At 70.3% G+C, this 16765-nt stretch carries 16 protein-coding genes and 1 pseudogene; 11 read left to right on the forward strand and 6 right to left on the reverse strand.

All coding sequences use genetic code 11. From position 1 onward, the window contains the following. The first annotated feature begins 77 nt into the window (after window positions 1-77). Window positions 78-773, forward strand: a complete 696-nt coding sequence (locus O7617_RS26545) for a YoaK family protein (protein WP_282258866.1) — start codon at window positions 78-80, stop codon at window positions 771-773. Between the two features lie 33 nt (window positions 774-806). Here the strand turns inward: O7617_RS26545 and O7617_RS26550 are convergent, their stop codons facing one another. Genes O7617_RS26550 through O7617_RS26565 form a run of 4 tightly spaced genes read right to left on the reverse strand, consistent with a single transcriptional unit; the run spans window position 807 to window position 4159 of the window. Next, window positions 807-1433, reverse strand: a complete 627-nt coding sequence (locus O7617_RS26550; RefSeq protein WP_282258867.1) for a response regulator transcription factor — start codon at window positions 1431-1433, stop codon at window positions 807-809. After that, window positions 1430-2779 (reverse strand): histidine kinase, encoded by a 1350-nt coding sequence (locus O7617_RS26555; protein WP_282258868.1) that lies wholly within the window; start codon window positions 2777-2779, stop codon window positions 1430-1432. Before O7617_RS26555 ends, O7617_RS26550 begins: the two co-directional genes overlap by 4 nt. A gap of 10 nt (window positions 2780-2789) precedes the next feature. Continuing rightward, entirely contained in the window at window positions 2790-3236 is a 447-nt protein-coding gene (locus O7617_RS26560; RefSeq protein ID WP_282258869.1) for an ABA4-like family protein, read from the reverse strand. Continuing rightward, a complete protein-coding gene (locus tag O7617_RS26565) occupies window positions 3233-4159 on the reverse strand; it encodes a hypothetical protein (RefSeq protein WP_282258871.1) in 927 nt (308 codons plus the stop codon). The genes O7617_RS26560 and O7617_RS26565 overlap by 4 nt, the downstream gene beginning before the upstream one ends. A gap of 163 nt (window positions 4160-4322) precedes the next feature. On the opposite strand from O7617_RS26565, the gene O7617_RS26570 reads away from it, so the two are divergent. Beyond that, complete coding sequence (locus O7617_RS26570; RefSeq protein ID WP_282258873.1) at window positions 4323-5075, forward strand: glyoxalase; 753 nt, start codon at window positions 4323-4325, stop codon at window positions 5073-5075. Between the two features lie 185 nt (window positions 5076-5260). Further along, window positions 5261-6433: a beta-propeller fold lactonase family protein gene (locus tag O7617_RS26575; protein WP_282258875.1), complete on the forward strand. Its 1173-nt coding sequence runs from the start codon at window positions 5261-5263 to the stop codon at window positions 6431-6433. A gap of 75 nt (window positions 6434-6508) precedes the next feature. Here the strand turns inward: O7617_RS26575 and O7617_RS26580 are convergent, their stop codons facing one another. Next, window positions 6509-6811 (reverse strand): helix-turn-helix transcriptional regulator, encoded by a 303-nt coding sequence (locus O7617_RS26580; RefSeq protein WP_282258876.1) that lies wholly within the window; start codon window positions 6809-6811, stop codon window positions 6509-6511. 62 nt (window positions 6812-6873) lie between these two features. Between O7617_RS26580 and map the strand changes: the two genes are divergently transcribed. The 5 genes and pseudogenes from map to O7617_RS26605 all read left to right on the forward strand — a co-directional run bounded on the left by map (window position 6874) and on the right by O7617_RS26605 (window position 11661). Continuing rightward, complete coding sequence (gene map / locus O7617_RS26585) at window positions 6874-7647, forward strand: type I methionyl aminopeptidase (protein WP_282258880.1); 774 nt, start codon at window positions 6874-6876, stop codon at window positions 7645-7647. Window positions 7648-7807: 160 nt separating this feature from the next. Next, a pseudogene (locus O7617_RS26590) lies at window positions 7808-8482 on the forward strand (CDP-alcohol phosphatidyltransferase family protein); the annotation flags it as partial. Window positions 8483-8724: 242 nt separating this feature from the next. Continuing rightward, window positions 8725-10383: a sulfatase-like hydrolase/transferase gene (locus O7617_RS26595; protein ID WP_282258882.1), complete on the forward strand. Its 1659-nt coding sequence runs from the start codon at window positions 8725-8727 to the stop codon at window positions 10381-10383. Window positions 10384-10414: 31 nt separating this feature from the next. Further along, entirely contained in the window at window positions 10415-11215 is an 801-nt protein-coding gene (locus O7617_RS26600; RefSeq protein WP_282258884.1) for an FkbM family methyltransferase, read from the forward strand. A 26-nt stretch (window positions 11216-11241) separates the two neighbouring features. Further along, window positions 11242-11661: an ASCH domain-containing protein gene (locus O7617_RS26605; RefSeq protein ID WP_282258889.1), complete on the forward strand. Its 420-nt coding sequence runs from the start codon at window positions 11242-11244 to the stop codon at window positions 11659-11661. 129 nt (window positions 11662-11790) lie between these two features. Here O7617_RS26605 and O7617_RS26610 read toward each other — a convergent pair whose 3' ends face one another. Further along, window positions 11791-12024, reverse strand: coding sequence for a winged helix-turn-helix domain-containing protein (locus O7617_RS26610; RefSeq protein ID WP_282258890.1), 234 nt, complete (start codon window positions 12022-12024; stop codon window positions 11791-11793). A 244-nt stretch (window positions 12025-12268) separates the two neighbouring features. Between O7617_RS26610 and O7617_RS26615 the strand changes: the two genes are divergently transcribed. The 3 genes from O7617_RS26615 to fdh all read left to right on the forward strand — a co-directional run bounded on the left by O7617_RS26615 (window position 12269) and on the right by fdh (window position 16764). Next, the gene (locus O7617_RS26615; RefSeq protein ID WP_282258891.1) at window positions 12269-12454 is read left to right on the forward strand and encodes a hypothetical protein; all 186 of its coding nucleotides are present in this window, start codon (window positions 12269-12271) and stop codon (window positions 12452-12454) included. 93 nt (window positions 12455-12547) lie between these two features. Next, window positions 12548-13345, forward strand: a complete 798-nt coding sequence (locus tag O7617_RS26620; protein WP_282258892.1) for a PrsW family intramembrane metalloprotease — start codon at window positions 12548-12550, stop codon at window positions 13343-13345. A gap of 143 nt (window positions 13346-13488) precedes the next feature. Beyond that, a complete protein-coding gene (gene fdh / locus O7617_RS26625) occupies window positions 13489-16764 on the forward strand; it encodes a formate dehydrogenase (protein WP_282258893.1) in 3276 nt (1091 codons plus the stop codon). Window position 16765: the final 1 nt, after the last annotated feature.

A 16765-nucleotide genomic window follows, 5' to 3' on the forward strand; every position in this document is an offset into this window, starting at 1 on the left:
GTGAACATGTCCGGACAAAGTGTATACGAAGAACAATCTCTGGAGGGTGGCCGACGGTGTCGAGCACAGTCCCCCGCGTGATCCAGCCCGACCTCGCAGCTCAGCACGACCCGCGCCTCCTGCGCCGACGGCACGCGCTCGTCGTCGTGCTCACCTTCCTGACCGGCAGCGCCGACGCGCTCGGGTTCCTCTCCCTCGGCGGGGCCTTCGCCAGCGTCATGACCGGCAACATGGTCCTGCTCGGACTCTCGGCGGGCCGTGGCGACGCCGAGCTGGCGCTGACGTCGGGCTGCGCGATCGTCAGCTTCATCGTCGGTGTCCTCGCGGGGGCCCGCGTCGTCGGCTCGGCGCAACCGGACGACCCGGTCTGGCCGCGACGGGTCACCTGGGCGCTGGTCCTGGAACTGGTGGTGTTCGTCGTCTTCCTCGTCGTCTGGGAGGTCACGCTGCACACCCCCGACGCGCGGGTGCACCTCGCGCTGCTCATGCTGTCCGCCGTCGCGCTGGGCGTGCAGAGCAGCGCGATCCAACGGTTCGGCGTGCCCGGCCTGTCCTCCACGTACCTGACCGGCACGCTCACCAGCCTGATCGCCGGCGTCGCCGCCCGCAGCCCCTGGGGCAGCCTGCGCCCCAAGGCACAGGTCCTGCTGGCCCTCATGGTCGGCGCGGCGGTCGGCGCGCTCGTCGCCCTGCACCTGCCGGTCGTCGCCCCGGCGTTGCTGATCGTGCCGCTGCTGCTCGTCATCGCCGTCTCCGCGCGGATGCGGGCCTGACCATCTCGCCCCGCGACGCGTGGCGGGAGCGGATCAGACACCACGCGCGAACAGGGCCAGGCGTACCCGGTTGGGGCTGTCGGTCTTGGTCATCAGACTGGTGATGTGGGTCTTCACCGTGGTGACGCCGATGTGGAGTCGCTCGCCGATCTCGGTGTTGGACAGGCCCTCGGCGACCAGGTTCAGCACGTCCTGTTCGCGGGCGGTCAGCCCCGGCACCGGTCGGGGTGTCTCGGGGCGGGCGTGTACCGCGCGTCGCACGAGACGTCGGAGCACCTCCGCGCTGAACGGGCTGTCACCGGCGGCGGCCCGGCGGATGCCGTCCAGCAACTCGGTCGGGGGCGCGTCCTTGAGCAGGAATCCGCAGGCGCCGGCGGTCAGGGCGGGGTAAAGGTGGTCGTCGTCGCCGAACGTGGTCAGCACCAGGATGCGGGTGGCGGGGCGTTCGGCGAGGATCCGGCTGGTCGCGGTGATCCCGTCGACGCCCGGCATGCGCAGGTCCATGACGACGACGTCGGGCAGCAGCCGCGCGGCGAGCGTGATCGCCTCGCGGCCGTTGTCGGCCTCCCCGACGACCTCGACGTCGGGTTGGGCGTCGCAGAGCATCCGCAGCCCGGCCCGGATGAGGTGCTGGTCGTCGACCAGCAACACCCGGATCACGCCGGCTCCGGCGTGCGGGAGGCCGCCGGGGCCGCAGGGTCACCGGGAGTCGACCCGGCCGAGGCCGCATGGCCACCGGGCGCCGACCCGGCCGAGGCCGCAGGGCCACCGGGCGCCGACCCGGCCGAAGCCGCACGGTCGCCGGGCACCGACCCGGCCGGGCTCCGGCCCGAGGCGCCGACCACGGCCGGGAGGGCGGTGCGCACCCGCCAGCCGGTGCCGGTCGGCCCCGCCTCCAACCGGCCGCCGAGGACCTCGACGCGCTCGCGCATGCCGGTGATGCCGTGCCCGCCACCGGCCGGGAGAGCAACCGGCACCCCGGCGCGGCCGGTGTCGGTGACCTCCCAGTGCACGGTGCCGTCGCGCACGGCGACGACGAGCCGCGCCACCGCTGACGTCCCGGCGTGTTTGGCCACGTTGGTCAGCGCCTCCTGGGTGAGCCGCAGCACGGCCATGCCGCGTACCGCGTCGAGTGAACCGATCGCCGCGTCGAGATCGGCCTCCACGGTGACACCCGCCTGTCGGGCCCGGTCGATGGACGCGCCGATCGCCGCCGGCAGCGCGGCGGGCTCGATCGCGGTCAGCGCCGCGTCGCCGCGTACCCCGTCGGGGTTTCGCAACACCGCGACCAGCCGGCGCAGCTCCGCGAGGGCCGCGGTGCCGGTGCCGTGCACGTCGTCGAAGACCTCGCCCACCCGGGGGTCCGGGTCGGTGAGCACGTGCCGGGCCACGCCGACCCGCAGGACCATCGACGCCACGTGGTGCGCGACGACGTCGTGCAGCTCGCGGGCTATGGCGCTGCGCTCGTCGGCGCGGGCGGCGCGGCTCTCCGACTCGTGCTGGCGTTGCTCGGCGAGGGCCCGCTCCAGCGCCTGCCGACCCAGCTCCCGGTTGGCGCGGATGACGAGGCCGAGCAGCACCGGCACGCCGACCTCCACGGCGAGCCCGACGACCCCGGAGGCGAACCGGCGTGGCGGGTCGCCGATCGAGTCGGTCAGGTCGACCACCACCAGCAGCGCGGCGGCCAGCCAGATGGCCCGCGGGCCACGCGCCCGCATGGTCATCTCGAACAAGGCCCAACTGGCGCCGACCTGGTTGATGGTGAGGTCGTCGATCAGGCTGATGGCGACCGCCAGCAGGGCGGCCTGCGCCACCATGTTCACGACCGGTCGACGGTGCGCCGCCAGCGCCACCGCGAACGCCGGCACCGCGAGCATCCACTGTGTCGTCGTGGGCGTGCTGGTGGAGTGCGGGACGACGAGCAGGTAGCACAGCCCGGTCAGGTCGAGAAGCACCATCCGCACGAGCGTGTCCCGTAGGTCGAACAGTCGCGCCAGCCAGCTCACGACGGTCAGCCTAGGCGTTGCCGGCCGGTGGCGGCGGCGTCGGCCGCCGCCACCGGGTCCGGACCGCGAGGTACGCGGCCAGACCGAGCGGTCCGAGCAGGATGGTCAGCAGCAGCACCGGAGCCATCACCAGCGCCGGCACCCCCCGTTCCCGGCTGTCCAACCACGCCCACCGCCCGACGAACAGGTCGAACGCGATCATGTGGGCCCAACCCGCCGCCGCGCCGTCGGAAGTGCCGAGCAGGTCCCGCACCCCGGCCAGCGTCGGCGAGGCCACGGCCGGCAGCACCTCACCGAACGCCGGCAGCACCAGCAGCGCGTAGATCACCACGACCGGCAGGACGATCAGCGGCGAGGCGATGATCCGGGCGGTCCACGACCAGCGCGGCAGCAGGATCATCAGCGCCCAGAACGGCGCGGCCACCGCGAAGGTCAGGGAGAACAGCGTTTCGGTCATGCCGCCAGCGCCAGGTCCGGTCGGCGGCGGCGCGCCAGCACGAGCCCGGCGGCGGTCGCGGTCGTGACCACCAGGGCCGCGACCGCCGCGAGGGTCACGGCGTCCGGCCGTAGCAGCGGCTGTCCGCGCAGCGCCTGCCAGGTCAACATCACGGTGAGTACGCCGTACGCCCCGCCCGCGACGACCAGGAGCCGGACGCGGGTGCGCTCATCGAGTCGGGTGGCGAACCGGCTCAGCAGGATCGCCAGGAGGGGCAGCGCCTGGAGGGCGTGCAGCCCGACGAAGTGCCCGATCCGCAGGTCGCCGCCGGTGGTGCTCCAGCCGACCACGGGCAGCCCCGGCCCGCCGTCGAGGACCCCCACGCTGTGCGCCCCGGAGATCCCGTCGATCCCCGGCTCCTGCATGGGCAGCACCATCGGTATCGCCGCGAGCATGCCCAGCAGCGACAGGCCGAGCCCCCACCCGACCGCGGTCGCGGCGGCCCGGTCGGGGATCCGCCGGATCAGCAGCACGACACCGATCAGGAGGTGCGCGATGAACAGCACCATGATCGCCAAGCCCATCACCGAGAACAAGGCGCTGTTCAACGCGGAGGTGCCGTTGTAGTGACTGGTCTGCCCGCGGACCACCTGGCCGACGATCACCAATATCTCGATCACCGCCATCGCGACGACGACCGTCGCCGCCCACTCGGCGGCTCGGCTGCGCCGTGGCAACAGGGAGAGCATCCAGGCGAGCGTCGCGCCGTACAGCACGAAGGACACCGCGAACTTGAACGGCTTGAGCCAGATCGGTGCCCCGGTGAGGACGCGCGAGTCGACCAGGACGCCGACCAGGCAGACGACGGCGAGCACCGCCATCGCGGCTACGAAGAGCATCAGTGGGCGGTGCCAGTGTGCCGCCCGGCGCACATCGATTGTCATGTCTGTAGATGGTCGTGGTCGGGCCCGTCGATCACGTCCGACCGGAAGCCCCGGTTGCGGCCACCGGTCGGAACGCGTCTCCTACCGGGGTAGGAGACGAAACCGGGCGATGCCCGTCGCCGGTAGTGGCACAATGGCCGGCCTGCCGATCGGACGGGGAACGATGATGGCGACCGATGAGGACCGTGTCCAGCCGAACGAGACCACCGTGCCGTTGCTGCCCTGCCCGGCGCCGGAGGAGACCCTGGCGTTCTGGCGTGCGCTCGGGTTCGAGGTGGCCTACGAGCAGCTCAAGCCCTACGTGTACCTGGCCTTCACGTGGAGCGGGTTCCAGCTGCACTACGGCCCCGCGCCGAAGGACCTCGACCCGGCGAAGGAGGCGTCCGGCGGCTGCCTGGTGATGGTCGACGCGGTCGCGCCGTACCACGCGGTGTTCGCCGACGCGATGTGCCGCACGTACGGCAGGGTCCTGGTCAAGGGTGTGCCTCGAATGTCCCGCTACCGGGCCGGGACGTCGCGGTTCAGCATCGTCGACCCGTCGGGCAACACCATCACCTTCATCCAGCGCGACGAGCCGAAGGATGTGGAGTACGGCGGGTCGAAGGAGCTCGAGGGGCTGGCCCGGGTCCTCGACAACGCCCGGATCCTGCGCGAGTTCAAGATGGACGACCGGGCGGCCTACCGGGCGCTCGACTCGGGGATGCGCCGCCGTGCCGAGGACGCGCCGGTGGTTGAGCAGGCGATGGCGTTGGCCGCCCTGATCGAACTGGCGACCGCGCTGGAGAAGGCCGACCAGGTGCCCGAGTGGGGCGCCCGACTCCGGTCGCTGTCCCTGAGCCTGGAGCAGCGGACGCAGGTGGAGGGGTACGTCGCCGACCCGACCGTCCTCGAACCGTGGTGGCCCGACCCGCGCTGAGCCTGGACCATCCCGCGATCCGGGCCGACGTCATAGGTCATAACCGCACAGACGTCATCTCGTTCGAGGGAAAGGCGCGGAATTACCGCTTTAGGGTAAGTAAGGCCAGGCCGCTTACCTGCTCCGATAGCGTTCGAAAGAGAGGAAAACTCGTATTCCTCCCTTCGGGTGCAAAGGAGTCAGTGATGAAGCGCAGTATCGCGCTCGCGGCAGCCCTCCTGGCGGGTCTGACCAGCGTCGGATCGATCCCCGGGACCGCCTTCGCCGACGGCGGCGGCCCTGGGCACCACGACGACCGTAGGGGAGGTGAACACCATCACGGCGGCGAGGGCGCGGTCTTCGTGCAGACCAACAAGGCCGAAGGCAACACCATCAAGGTGTACGACCGGGACGAGGACGGCCGCCTCACCAAGGCGGGTGAGTACGAGACCGGAGGGCTGGGCGGGTTCACCATCGGCGCTCCGCTCGACGCGCTGGCCTCACAAGGGTCCCTGATCTACCACCGCGGTCTCCTCTTCGCGGTGAACGCGGGCAGCAACACCGTGACGGTCTTCGGTGTCGAGGGGACCAAGCTGCACAAGCTCCAGGTCATCTGGTCCGGCGGTCTGTTGCCGGTGAGCGTCGCGGCCCGTGGTGACCTCGTCTACGTCCTCAACGCCGGTGGCGAGGGGTCGGTGCAGGGCTTCAAGCTGAACAAGGGGCACCTGTCGCGGATCGAGGACGCCAACCGGTCGCTCGGGCTGCACAACGGCAACCCGCCCGCGTTCGCCTCCGCCCCGGCGCAGGTCAAGATCGACCCGGACAGCGAGTTCGTCCTGGTGGCGGCGAAGAACGCCAACGTCATGTTCAGCTACGAGATCGGCCGCCACGGCGAGTTGGCCCGCAACCCGGTGATCAGCGACGCGGGGAACACCCCGTTCGGCTTCACCTTCGACAGCGAGGACTCGCTGCTGGTCACCGAGTCGGGCGCGAACGCGGTCAGCCGGTTCGAGCTGGAGGACGACGGCGCGCTCGACCAGGTCGGGCCGTCGGTGCCCAACGGCCAGCAGGCGCCGTGCTGGATCCAGCGCGTCGGCGACTACTTCTTCGTCGCCAACGCCGGCACTTCCACCATCAGCTCCTACCGGGTCGACGACGACGGCAAGCTCGTACTCGTCAAGGACGTCGCGGCCGACACCGGCGGCGGGTCGATCGACATGACCACCAGCGACGGCTTCCTGTACGTGCAGAACGCCACCGCCGGCAACGTGCAGGGCTACGAGGTGCACGAGGACGGCTCGCTGAAGCTCGTCACCACCGTGGAGGGCCTGCCGAAGTTCGCCGACGGCATCGGCATGGAGGGCATCGCCGCCTCCTGAACGCATCACCCGCCGGCCCTGGTCGCTCACCGACCGGGGCCGGCGTCCGCGTGTCACCGGCAGGCGCGGGTGAGGCTAGGACGCCAACCGTTCGGCCACGCCGTGCTCTGCCGGGGTGAACTCGGCCTCGTCGTCCGACTTGTTGATCTCCGACCACACCGCGTCGAGGGAGAGGCCGAGGACGTCGGCGATCACCGCGATGGTCGGGAAGGCGGGGGTGGCGATGCGGCCGGACTCGATCTTTCGGAGCGTCTCCGGTGAGACACCCGCGTCCAGCGCGGTGAGGAGCATCGAGCGCTCCCCCCGGGCGCGGCGCAGGAGGGCACCGAGGCGCTGTCCGCGTTCGACCTCTGCGGGGGTGAGCGGCAACCTGACCATGCCCCGATTCTAGTACCGGGATAATATGGCCGGGATACTTATTGGTTCGAGGAAGGCCCGGCATGATCGAGATCCTGAGCCCCACCGACCTGCCGCGCGCCCGGGACACCGGCGCGCTGGTCGCCGGCATCCTCCAGACGCTGAAGAGCCGCAGCGTGGTCGGCACGAACCTGCTGGACATCGACGCCTGGGCACAGCGCATGATCGTCGAGGCCGGGGCGCAGTCCTGCTACGTCGACTACGAGCCGTCCTTCGGGCGCGGGCCGTTCGGCCACTACATCTGCACGTCCGTCAACGACGCGGTGCTGCACGGGCTGCCACACGACTACCGGCTCGCCGACGGCGACCTGCTGTCGCTCGACCTCGCCGTCTCGCTGGGTGGAGTCGTCGCCGACTCCGCGATCAGCTTCATCGTGGGCGAGGCGCAGCCTCCGGAGAGCGTCGCGCTCATCGACGCCACCCAGCGCGCGTTGACCGCCGGTATCGCCGCCGCCGGCCCCGGAGTCCCCATCGGTGACATCTCCCACGCCATCGGCTCGGTTCTCGGCGCGGCCGGATACTCGATCAACACCGAGTTCGGCGGCCACGGCGTCGGCTCGACGATGCACCAGGACCCGCACGTCTCCAACACCGGACGGCCGGGCCGCGGCTACCGGTTGCGCCCCGGCCTGCTGCTGGCCCTGGAGCCGTGGGTCATGGCGGACACCGCCACGCTGGTCACCGACCCCGACGGGTGGACCCTGCGCAGCGTGACCGGCTGCCGGACGGCGCACAGCGAGCACACCATCGCCGTCACCGAAGACGGCGTCGAGGTGCTCACGCTGCCGAGGCCCTGACCCCGCCCGTCGGCCGGACGCCCCTACGGTGGACGATTAGCCGGCCACCCACGGGGCACGTCCCACCGTGACGCCCTGCCGAGTCGGGTTCAGAATGAACCGATCGGTCATGTTTTCCGTGATGACGGTCAGGGTCACCCACCAGAGTCACGGAGGCGCGATGTCAACGGTTCGAACGGGTCCGGTCATCGGACTGCTCGCGCAGATCGGCGTGCTGGGGGTGCTCGCGCAGACGGTCGGCCTCGGCCCGGCCGGGTGGACGGCCGGGCTGGCGTACGGGGTGGCGCTGTGCGTCCTGCTCAGTCGGGGGATGTCCCGCGCAGGCGCGCGTGACCTGAGCCCGGCCGACCGGGTGACCCTGAGCCGGGCGATCCTCGTCGGTGGCGTGACGGCCCTCGCGGCGGAGTCGCTCACCCGACCGGCGCCGGTGGCGCTGATGGTCGTCCTCACCAGTGTGGCGCTGGCCCTCGACGCCGTGGACGGATACACGGCCCGCCGTACCGGCACGTCCAGTGACCTCGGCGCACGGTTCGACATGGAGATCGACTCCTTCCTGGTCCTGGTGCTCTGCCTGCACGTGGCCCCCTCGGTGGGCGGCTGGGTGCTCGCCATCGGCGCGATGCGGTACGTCTTCGTCGCCGCGAGCTGGGTGCTGGGCTGGATGCGCGGATCGTTGCCGCCGCGCTACTGGCGCAAGGTCGTCGCCGCGATCCAGGGCGTGGTGCTGACGGTGGCGATGGGCGACGCGCTGCCCGGGCCGCTGACGGTCGTCGTGGTGGTGGCGTCGCTGGCGCTGCTGGTCGAGTCGTTCGGGCGGGACGTCACGTGGCTGTGGACGACCCGTCACCTCCGCCGCGCCCCGGTCCACGACGCTTCGGAGGACCGGCGCACGCCGGTCATCCACGGCACGACCGACGGGCTGCCCTGGCCGGAACACCGGACGGTCGCCGTGGCCCGACGCGGGATCGCCCGCGTCTGAGCCGCCCCGATGTCACGCTCGACGAAGATCATGGAAGGATGCCCGGGTTGTCGCTCTTGACGCGCGTACGTCAGATGCCGAGCCAGGGACGGAAGACGATGAGGGACGAGCCTTCGGACGTCACCGCCACCGACGGGACCGAGGCCGAGGGGCGGCCGAAGCGCACCGTCGTGGCCCGCCTGGTCACCCTCCTGGCTGTGCTGCTCGTGCTGCTCGTGCTCACCCTCCCGTACGACTTCGGCCGCCTCAGCCCGGGGGCGTTCGTGCGGGTCCCGCTGGAGGCGCTGCTGGCCGTCGCCCTCCTGCTCGCCCTGCCGACCCGCTGGAGTCGGTTGGTGGCGACCATCGCCGGGGTGGCTCTCGGCCTGCTCGGCCTGCTGAAGCTGTTCGACCTGGGGTTCACCGCCGCGCTCAGCCGGGCCTTCGACCCGGTGCTGGACTGGGCGTTGCTCGACGAGGGGTTCGCCTTCGTCAGCGAGTCCTACGGCCGGCCCGTCGCCATCGGCGTGGCGATCACCCTGGCGGTGGTGGCCGTCGGCCTACCCACCCTGGTCACGCTGTCGATGCGGCGACTGCGCCGGCTGGTGATCCGGCACCGCACCGGGACCACCCGGGTCGTGGCGGCACTGGTGGTCGTCTGGGTGGTCTGCGCCGCGTTCAACGTGCGGGTGGTCGAGGGCGTGACGGTCGCCGACACGTCCGCGACCACCCTGACCAATGGCCACGGCTTCCAGGTGCGCCTGCGTCTCGACGACCGGGAGAGGTTCGCCGCGCTCCTCGGCGAGGACCGGTTCGCCGGCACTCCCGGCGACCAACTCCTCACCGCGCTGCGCGGTAAGAACGTGGTCATCTCCTTCGTGGAGAGCTACGGCCGGGACGCCGTCGAGGACCCGGAGTTCGCCGCACAGGTCGGCGCCGTCCTCGACGGCGGAACCAGCCGACTCGACGCGGCCGGGTTCGCCGCGCAGAGCGGTTTCCTCACCTCGCCGACGTTCGGCGGCGGCAGTTGGCTCGCCCATGACACGCTGCTCTCCGGCCTCTGGGTCGACAACGACCAGCGGCACCGCACCCTGTTGGCGAGTGACCGGCTGACCCTCAACAAGGCGTTCCAACGGGCGAGCTGGCAGACCGTCGGCGTGATGCCCGCGGTGAGCAAGCCGTGGCCGGAGGGTTCGTTCTTCGGCTACGACCGGTTCTACGACGCCCGGAAGCTCGCCTACCGGGGGCCGAAGTTCAGCTTCGGCACCATGCCCGACCAGTACACCCTCGCCAGCTGGCGTCGTCTGGAGCAGGCGAAGCCCACCGGCGTCCCGACGATGACGGAACTCGCGCTGGTGTCGAGCCACGCGCCGTGGACGCCCGTCCCGGACCTGGTCGACTGGGCCGCCCTCGGCAACGGGGCGATCTTCAAGGGGACCGCCGAGGAGTCCGACGACAAGCGACGCAACACCGAGCAGATCCGCGCGGACTACCGGCACTCCATCGAGTACACGTTGAGCGCGCTCATCTCCTACGTGCAGACCTACGGCGACGACGACCTCGTGTTCATCTTCCTCGGCGACCACCAGCCCGCCGCCGTGGTCACCGGCGACAACGCCAGCCGAGACGTCCCGATCTCCATCATCACCCGGGACCGGGCCGTCCTGGACCGGATCTCCGGGTGGGGTTGGCAGGACGGGCTCAAGCCGGGACCGCAGGCACCGGTCTGGCGGATGGACACCTTCCGGGACCGGTTCCTGACCGCCTTCGGGCCGTAACCCGACCACCCTCACGGACTGGATCAGACAGATGACCGCTGGCACCGACACCAGGATCGCCGCGCTCCGGACCGACCCGGCGATGTCCCCGCTGCACCGATCGCTGGACGTCTACTACGGCGACGCCGAGCGGGGCGCGCGGATGGACGCCTTCTACTCCCGGTTCGTCGCCGAGGGGGATCTCGTCTTCGACGTCGGCTCGCACGTGGGCGACCACATCGCCAGCTTCCGTCGCCTCGGGGCGCGGGTGGTGGCCGTGGAGCCGCAGCCGCTGTGCCTGCGCGCCCTGCGGGCGATCTACGCCGACGACGACCAGGTGACGCTCGTCGAAGCGGTCTGCGGCGCGGCACCCGGGAGCACCCGCTTCCACGTCAACTCCGCCAACCCCACCGTGTCCACCGCCTCGCCCGACTTCATGCGGGCCGCGGAGGGCGCCGGCGGGTGGGAGGGCCAGGTGTGGGACGCCGACATCGAGGTCCCGGTGGTCACCGTCGACACCCTCGTCACCGAGTACGGCGTGCCGACCTTCGCGAAGATCGACGTGGAGGGTTTCGAGGACGAGGTGCTGGCCGGTCTGACCCGCCCGCTGCCCGCGCTCTCGTTCGAGTTCACCACGATCGCGCGCCCGGTCGCGTCCCGGTGTCTCGACCGCCTCACCGCGCTCGGCTTCGACGGTTTCGACGTGGCGCTGGGCGACGACAAGTCGATGACGTTCCGACGCTGGGTCTCCGCGACCGACATGGCGACGCACCTCGCCGCACTGCCGCACCACGCCAACTCCGGCGACGTGTACTGCGTGACCGGCGGCGGGTCGGCCCACCGCCGCTCGTAGCGCGCCCTGTCGCGTACCCTCCGCGGATGGACCTCGATGATCTCCCGCTGGCCGAGTTCGCGTTCCCAGGGCCGTTGCGGGACAAGCTCGTGGGCGCGATCCTGTCCGGCGCGAAGACCACGACCACGGGCCTGCTGGCCGGGTACGAGTGCGCGGAGGAGCCGCTGCCCGAGGTCGGTCAACTCTCCGCCGTGGTGGACTCCGCCGGCCGGCGGGTCGCGGTCATCGAACTGACCGAGGTGCGGGTGATCCGTCTCGCGGACGTCGACCTGCGACACGCGCTGGACGAGGGGGAGGGCGACGAGTCGGTGGCGCAGTGGCGGGCGGGGCACGAGACGTTCTGGCACAGCGCGGAGGTCCGCGAGGAGTTGGGCGACCCAGACTTCACTGTGGACGACGACACGCTGGTGGTGACCGAGCGCTTCCGCCTGGTGCACGTGGTCTGACGCCCGCCATTCGTCGGGGCGCGGCGATCGTTGGCAGCTCAGCAGCCCGGCGCCCGGCGTGTCGAACTGCTCAGCTGACAACGATCAAGCGGATAGCGGTGCGGCGGCATCGAGGGTCGGCTGACCGCTCTACTTCGACGGTCCTGCCTCAGCCACATAGACGCCTTTTCCGGGGAATCCCTCGACCAGTTCCCGGTCTTTGAGGATGGTCATGACCCGGTTGATGGTGGAGATGTGCACGTTGTGTTGTTCGGCCAGCTCGCGTGTGGACGGCAGCTTCTCTCCCGGGGCGAGTTCTCCGGACTTGATCTTCTCGACGATCTCGTTGGCGATGCGCCGGTAGTCCACTCTCTCGGTCGGCATGAGTCGATCTCCGTGGGTTCCCTGGTTTCGGCACCCTGATTCGATCACGAGCAGAGCTGTTCCAACAAGTTCCAAGCTGTTGCTTGGCCTGCTCCTACAAGTTGGAATACGTTGGTGGCTCAGTCGGGTTCCCTGGTTTCGGCAAACTCCTGGGTTCCCGACGGCAACCCACCTGGGGGAGCACGACGTATGGACTCTGCCTCCCAGGTGGGGACTAATCGTGATCGCAGGGAGGGTGCCGACTGTGCCGATCGACGAGCCGATCTCCACGGCAACCGCGTTGTTCACTGCCAGGAGGGTTCTGGACGTCTATTGGACCCGGGCGCTCGACCGGCCGTGGCGGGCAGGCGGGTGCCTGGAGTGCCGCAGTCGCGACGACTGTCCGCAGCTCGACTGGGCGATCGAGCTGGTGCCGACGTGGCAGCGGTGATGTTCCAGAAACGCTGATCCGTCTGTGCCGAGTCGTACGGATCTCGGCGCCCGGGGCTGGTCTTCGTAACCTGGGTCGGCCACACTGCGCGGTATGGGTGATCGTTCGCGCCGGTGGGCGTGGGTTGCAGTCCTGGTCATCGGGCTGATCCTTTACTTGGCGGTGCTGCGGACCCTGGTCAGCACGCAGAATCCGAACTTCGTGCCGGCGTTGATCCTGCTCGGGGCGACGCTGGTGCCGTTGACGTTCCTGACGTTCGCGCAGGCCCGCACCGGGCGGTGGCAGGTGCCGGCGTCGGTGTTGGTGACGTCGGCGTTCTTCGGCGGTGTGATCGGCACGGTGGTCGCCGGCACCCTTGAGTACGACACCCTGCGCGGCCTGGGCGCGCTGCCCATGCTGTTCGTGGCGCTGATCGAGGAGTCGGCGAAGCTGATCGTGCCGGTGGTGCTGCTGTTCACGGTGGTGGCCCAGCACCGACGCCGGGTGCCCTCGGACGGGCTGGTCATCGGCGTCGCCGCCGGCATGGGGTTCGCCGCGTTGGAGACGATGGGTTACGCGTTCAGCGCGCTGCTGAGTTCGCAGGGCAACATCGGGGCGGTGGAGCAGACCCTGTTCATCCGTGGTCTGACCGCGCCCGCCGGTCACACGGCCTGGACCGGGCTCACCGCCGGCGCCCTGTGGGCGTTGCTGGCCACCCCGAGCGCCCGTCGGCTGCTCGGGTTCATCGGCACGTTCGTCGGCGTCGTCGTCCTGCACACCCTCTGGGACACGTTCACCGGCTCGCTGGTCTTCGTCGTGGTGGCGCTCGTCAGCATCGGCTGGCTGTTCTGGGAGCTGCACCGCTACCGGGCGTTCAACGACCACCCCGTCGACCGGTTGCCACCGCACTGACCCGTCACCGCACCGCATGCCTCTTCCGGCCCGTACCGAGGGCTGGAGGAGGCATGACTGTTCGTGATCCCGCTGCGACGGGACGGTACCTCGACTAATGTCAGGTTGTTCACATTTGGTGTGATTAGTCGGGAAGGTGCGCGATGGGGGTGCCTCGCTGGATCGAGGGCTGGCCGGTCTATCGGCAGCTCACCGGCACCGACCCGCTCGGCCGGGGCGCGGCGGCCGAGTCCGCCGGATCCCGCGCGCTCACCGCCCGCACCGACACCGCCGACTCGGTGGCCCGGTCCGTCTGCCCGTACTGCGCGGTGGGTTGTGGGCAGCGGGTGTACGTGAAGGACGGGCAGGTCAGCCAGATCGAGGGCGACCCGGACAGCCCGATCTCGCGGGGTCGGCTCTGCCCGAAGGGCGCGGCCAGTAAGAGCCTGGTGACCAGCCCACTGCGGCAGACCAAGGTCCGCTACCGCCGCCCGTACGGCACCGAGTGGGAGGACCTCGACCTCGACACGGCGATGAACATGATCGCCGATCGGGTGCTGGCCGCCCGCTCCGAGACCTGGGAGGACGTCGACCCCGAGGGTCGGCCGCTCAACCGGACCCTGGGCATCTCCAGTCTGGGTGGGGCGACGCTGGACAACGAGGAGAACTACCTCATCAAGAAGCTGTTCACCGCGATGGGGGCGCTCCAGATCGAGAACCAGGCCCGTATTTGACACTCCTCGACAGTCCCCGGTCTGGGGACCAGCTTCGGCCGTGGCGGCGCCACCCAGTACCAGCAGGATCTGTCGAACTCCGACGTCATCGTCATCCAGGGTTCGAACATGGCTGAGGCGCACCCGGTGGGCTTCCAGTGGGTGATGGAGGCCAAGCGCCGCGGCGCGAAGGTGTTCCACGTCGACCCACGGTTCACCCGCACCAGCGCGCTGGCCGACGCGTACCTGCCGATCCGGGCGGGCACCGACATCGCGCTGCTCGGCGGGGTGATCCGCTACATCCTGGAGAACGAGCTGGACTTCCGGGAGTACGTGGTCGCCTACACCAACGCGGCGACGATCGTGACCGAGGAGTTCGCCGACACCGAGGACCTGCACGGGCTCTTCTCCGGATTCCAGGAGGAGAACGCCTCGTACGACCAGACCAGTTGGCGCTACGAGGGCCACGGGCAGACCCAGACGACCCGGGACACCGAGATCCAGCGGGAGACCGGCGCCGGGCTGGAACACGAGTCACACGGCGCTCCCGTGGGCGGCGAGACCGAACGCGACGAGACGTTGCGGCACCCGCGCTGCGTCTACCAGATCCTGAAGCGGCACTACGCCCGCTACACGCCGGAGATGGTGGAACGGGTCTGCGGGATCCCGCAGGAGAAGTTCCTCGAACTGGCGCAGGCCTGGACGGAGAACTCCGGCCGGGACCGCACCGGCATGCTCGTCTATTCGGTGGGCTGGACCCAGCACAGCGTCGGGGTGCAGTACATCCGTACCGGCGCGATCATCCAACTCCTGCTGGGCAACATGGGCCGCCCGGGTGGCGGGGTGATGGCGCTGCGCGGGCACGCCAGCATCCAGGGTTCCACCGACATCCCGACGTTGTTCAACCTGCTGCCGGGTTATCTGCCGATGCCGCACCACGCCGACCACCCGACGCTGGACGCGTGGGTGGACAGCATCCGGCACCCGGGGCAGAAGGGTTTCTGGGGTAACGCCCGCACCTACGCCGTCAACCTGCTCAAGGCGTACTGGGGTGACGCCGCCACCGCCGAGAACGACTACTGCTACGGCTACATGCCGCGGATGACCGGGGACCACGGCACCTACCAGCAGGTGCTCAACATGATCGACGGGAAGGTCAAGGGTTACTTCCTGTTGGGTCAGAACCCGGCGGTCGGTTCGGCGCACGGCCGGGCGCAGCGTCTCGGCATGGCCAACCTCGACTGGCTCGTGGTCCGCGACCTGTTCGAGGTCGAGAGCGCGACGTTCTGGAAGAACGCGCCGGAGATCGAGACCGGCGAGATCGTGCCGGACGAGTGCCGTACCGAGGTGTTCTTCCTGCCGGCCGCGTCGCACGTGGAGAAGGAGGGCACGTTCACGCAGACGCAGCGGTTGTTGCAGTGGCGGGAGAAGGCCGTCGAGCCGCCGGGCGACGCCCGCTCCGAGCTGTGGTTCTTCTACCACCTGGGCCGGGTGATCCAGGAGCGGTTGGCGACGTCGACGAAGGCCCGCGACCGGGCGCTGCTCGACCTGGCCTGGGACTACCCGACGCACGGTCCGCACGCGGAGCCGAGCGCCGAGGCGGTGCTGCGCGAGATCAACGGGTACGACGTGGCGACCGGCCGCCCGCTGTCGTCGTTCACCGAGATGACCGACGACGGCTCCACCGTCGGCGGCTGCTGGATCTACACCGGGGTGTACGCGGACGGCGTCAACCAGGCCGCCCGTCGCAAACCGGGTGCCGAGCAGTCCCTGGTGGCTCCGGAATGGGGTTGGGCGTGGCCGGCGAACCGGCGCATCCTCTACAACCGTGCGTCGGCCGACCCGGACGGCAACCCATGGAGTGAGCGCAAACGCTACGTGTGGTGGGACGCCGACAAGGGCGAGTGGACCGGCTACGACGTGCCGGACTTCGAGAAGACCAAACCGCCGTCCTACCGACCGGAGCACGAATCCTCGGGCGTGGCGGGCATCGCCGGCGACGACCCGTTCATCCTCCAGGGCGACGGCAAGGGCTGGCTGTACGCGCCCACCGGCGTCCTCGACGGCCCGCTGCCCACGCACTACGAGCCGGTCGAGTCGCCGGTGCGGAACCCGCTCTACCGGCAGCAGGCCAACCCGACCCGCAAGGTCTACACCCACCCGATCAACACGCTCAACCCGAGCCCGCCGGAACCGTACAGCCAGGTGTTCCCGTACGTGTTCACGGTCAGCCGGCTCACCGAGCACCACACCGCCGGCGGGATGAGCCGGACGGTCTCGCCGCTGGCCGAGTTGCAGCCGGAGATGTTCGTCGAGGTGTCCCCGGAGTTGGCGGTCGAACGCGGCCTCACCCATCTGGGCTGGGCGCACCTGATCACCGCCCGGGCGGCCATCGAGGCGAAGGTGCTGGTGACCGACCGGCTCACCCCGTTGCGGGTGGACGGGCGGATCATCCACCAGGTGTGGTTGCCGTACCACTTCGGTTTCGAGGGTCTGGTGACCGGCGACTCGGCCAACGACCTGTTCGGCATCAGCCTCGATCCGAACGTCCTGATCCAGGAGAGCAAGGTCGGCACCTGCGACATCCGGTCCGGGCGTCGCCCGAGAGGCGCGGAGCTGCTGGCGCTCCTCGTCGACTACCGGCGGCGATCCGGTGACCTCAACCCGCACTATCCGCCGATGGTCACGACCGACTCCGCGGACAGCGGCCCGGACCAGGAGGTCTGAC

The organism is Micromonospora sp. WMMD1155 (assembly GCF_029581275.1).
GTDB lineage: Bacteria > Actinomycetota > Actinomycetes > Mycobacteriales > Micromonosporaceae > Micromonospora.

Bases quoted from the DNA above. Each gene is read 5' to 3' on its own strand.
- O7617_RS26605 (WP_282258889.1), top strand. From the start codon at position 11,242: ATGGACCTCGATGATCTCCCGCTGGCCGAGTTCGCGTTCCCAGGGCCG.
- O7617_RS26595 (WP_282258882.1), top strand. From the start codon at position 8,725: ATGAGGGACGAGCCTTCGGACGTCACCGCCACCGACGGGACCGAGGCC.
- O7617_RS26570 (WP_282258873.1), top strand. From the start codon at position 4,323: ATGATGGCGACCGATGAGGACCGTGTCCAGCCGAACGAGACCACCGTG.
- O7617_RS26565 (WP_282258871.1), bottom strand. From the start codon at position 4,159: ATGACAATCGATGTGCGCCGGGCGGCACACTGGCACCGCCCACTGATG.
- O7617_RS26610 (WP_282258890.1), bottom strand. From the start codon at position 12,024: ATGCCGACCGAGAGAGTGGACTACCGGCGCATCGCCAACGAGATCGTC.
- O7617_RS26620 (WP_282258892.1), top strand. From the start codon at position 12,548: ATGGGTGATCGTTCGCGCCGGTGGGCGTGGGTTGCAGTCCTGGTCATC.
- O7617_RS26580 (WP_282258876.1), bottom strand. From the start codon at position 6,811: ATGGTCAGGTTGCCGCTCACCCCCGCAGAGGTCGAACGCGGACAGCGC.
- O7617_RS26600 (WP_282258884.1), top strand. From the start codon at position 10,415: ATGACCGCTGGCACCGACACCAGGATCGCCGCGCTCCGGACCGACCCG.
- map (WP_282258880.1), top strand. From the start codon at position 6,874: ATGATCGAGATCCTGAGCCCCACCGACCTGCCGCGCGCCCGGGACACC.
- O7617_RS26560 (WP_282258869.1), bottom strand. From the start codon at position 3,236: ATGACCGAAACGCTGTTCTCCCTGACCTTCGCGGTGGCCGCGCCGTTC.
- O7617_RS26575 (WP_282258875.1), top strand. From the start codon at position 5,261: ATGAAGCGCAGTATCGCGCTCGCGGCAGCCCTCCTGGCGGGTCTGACC.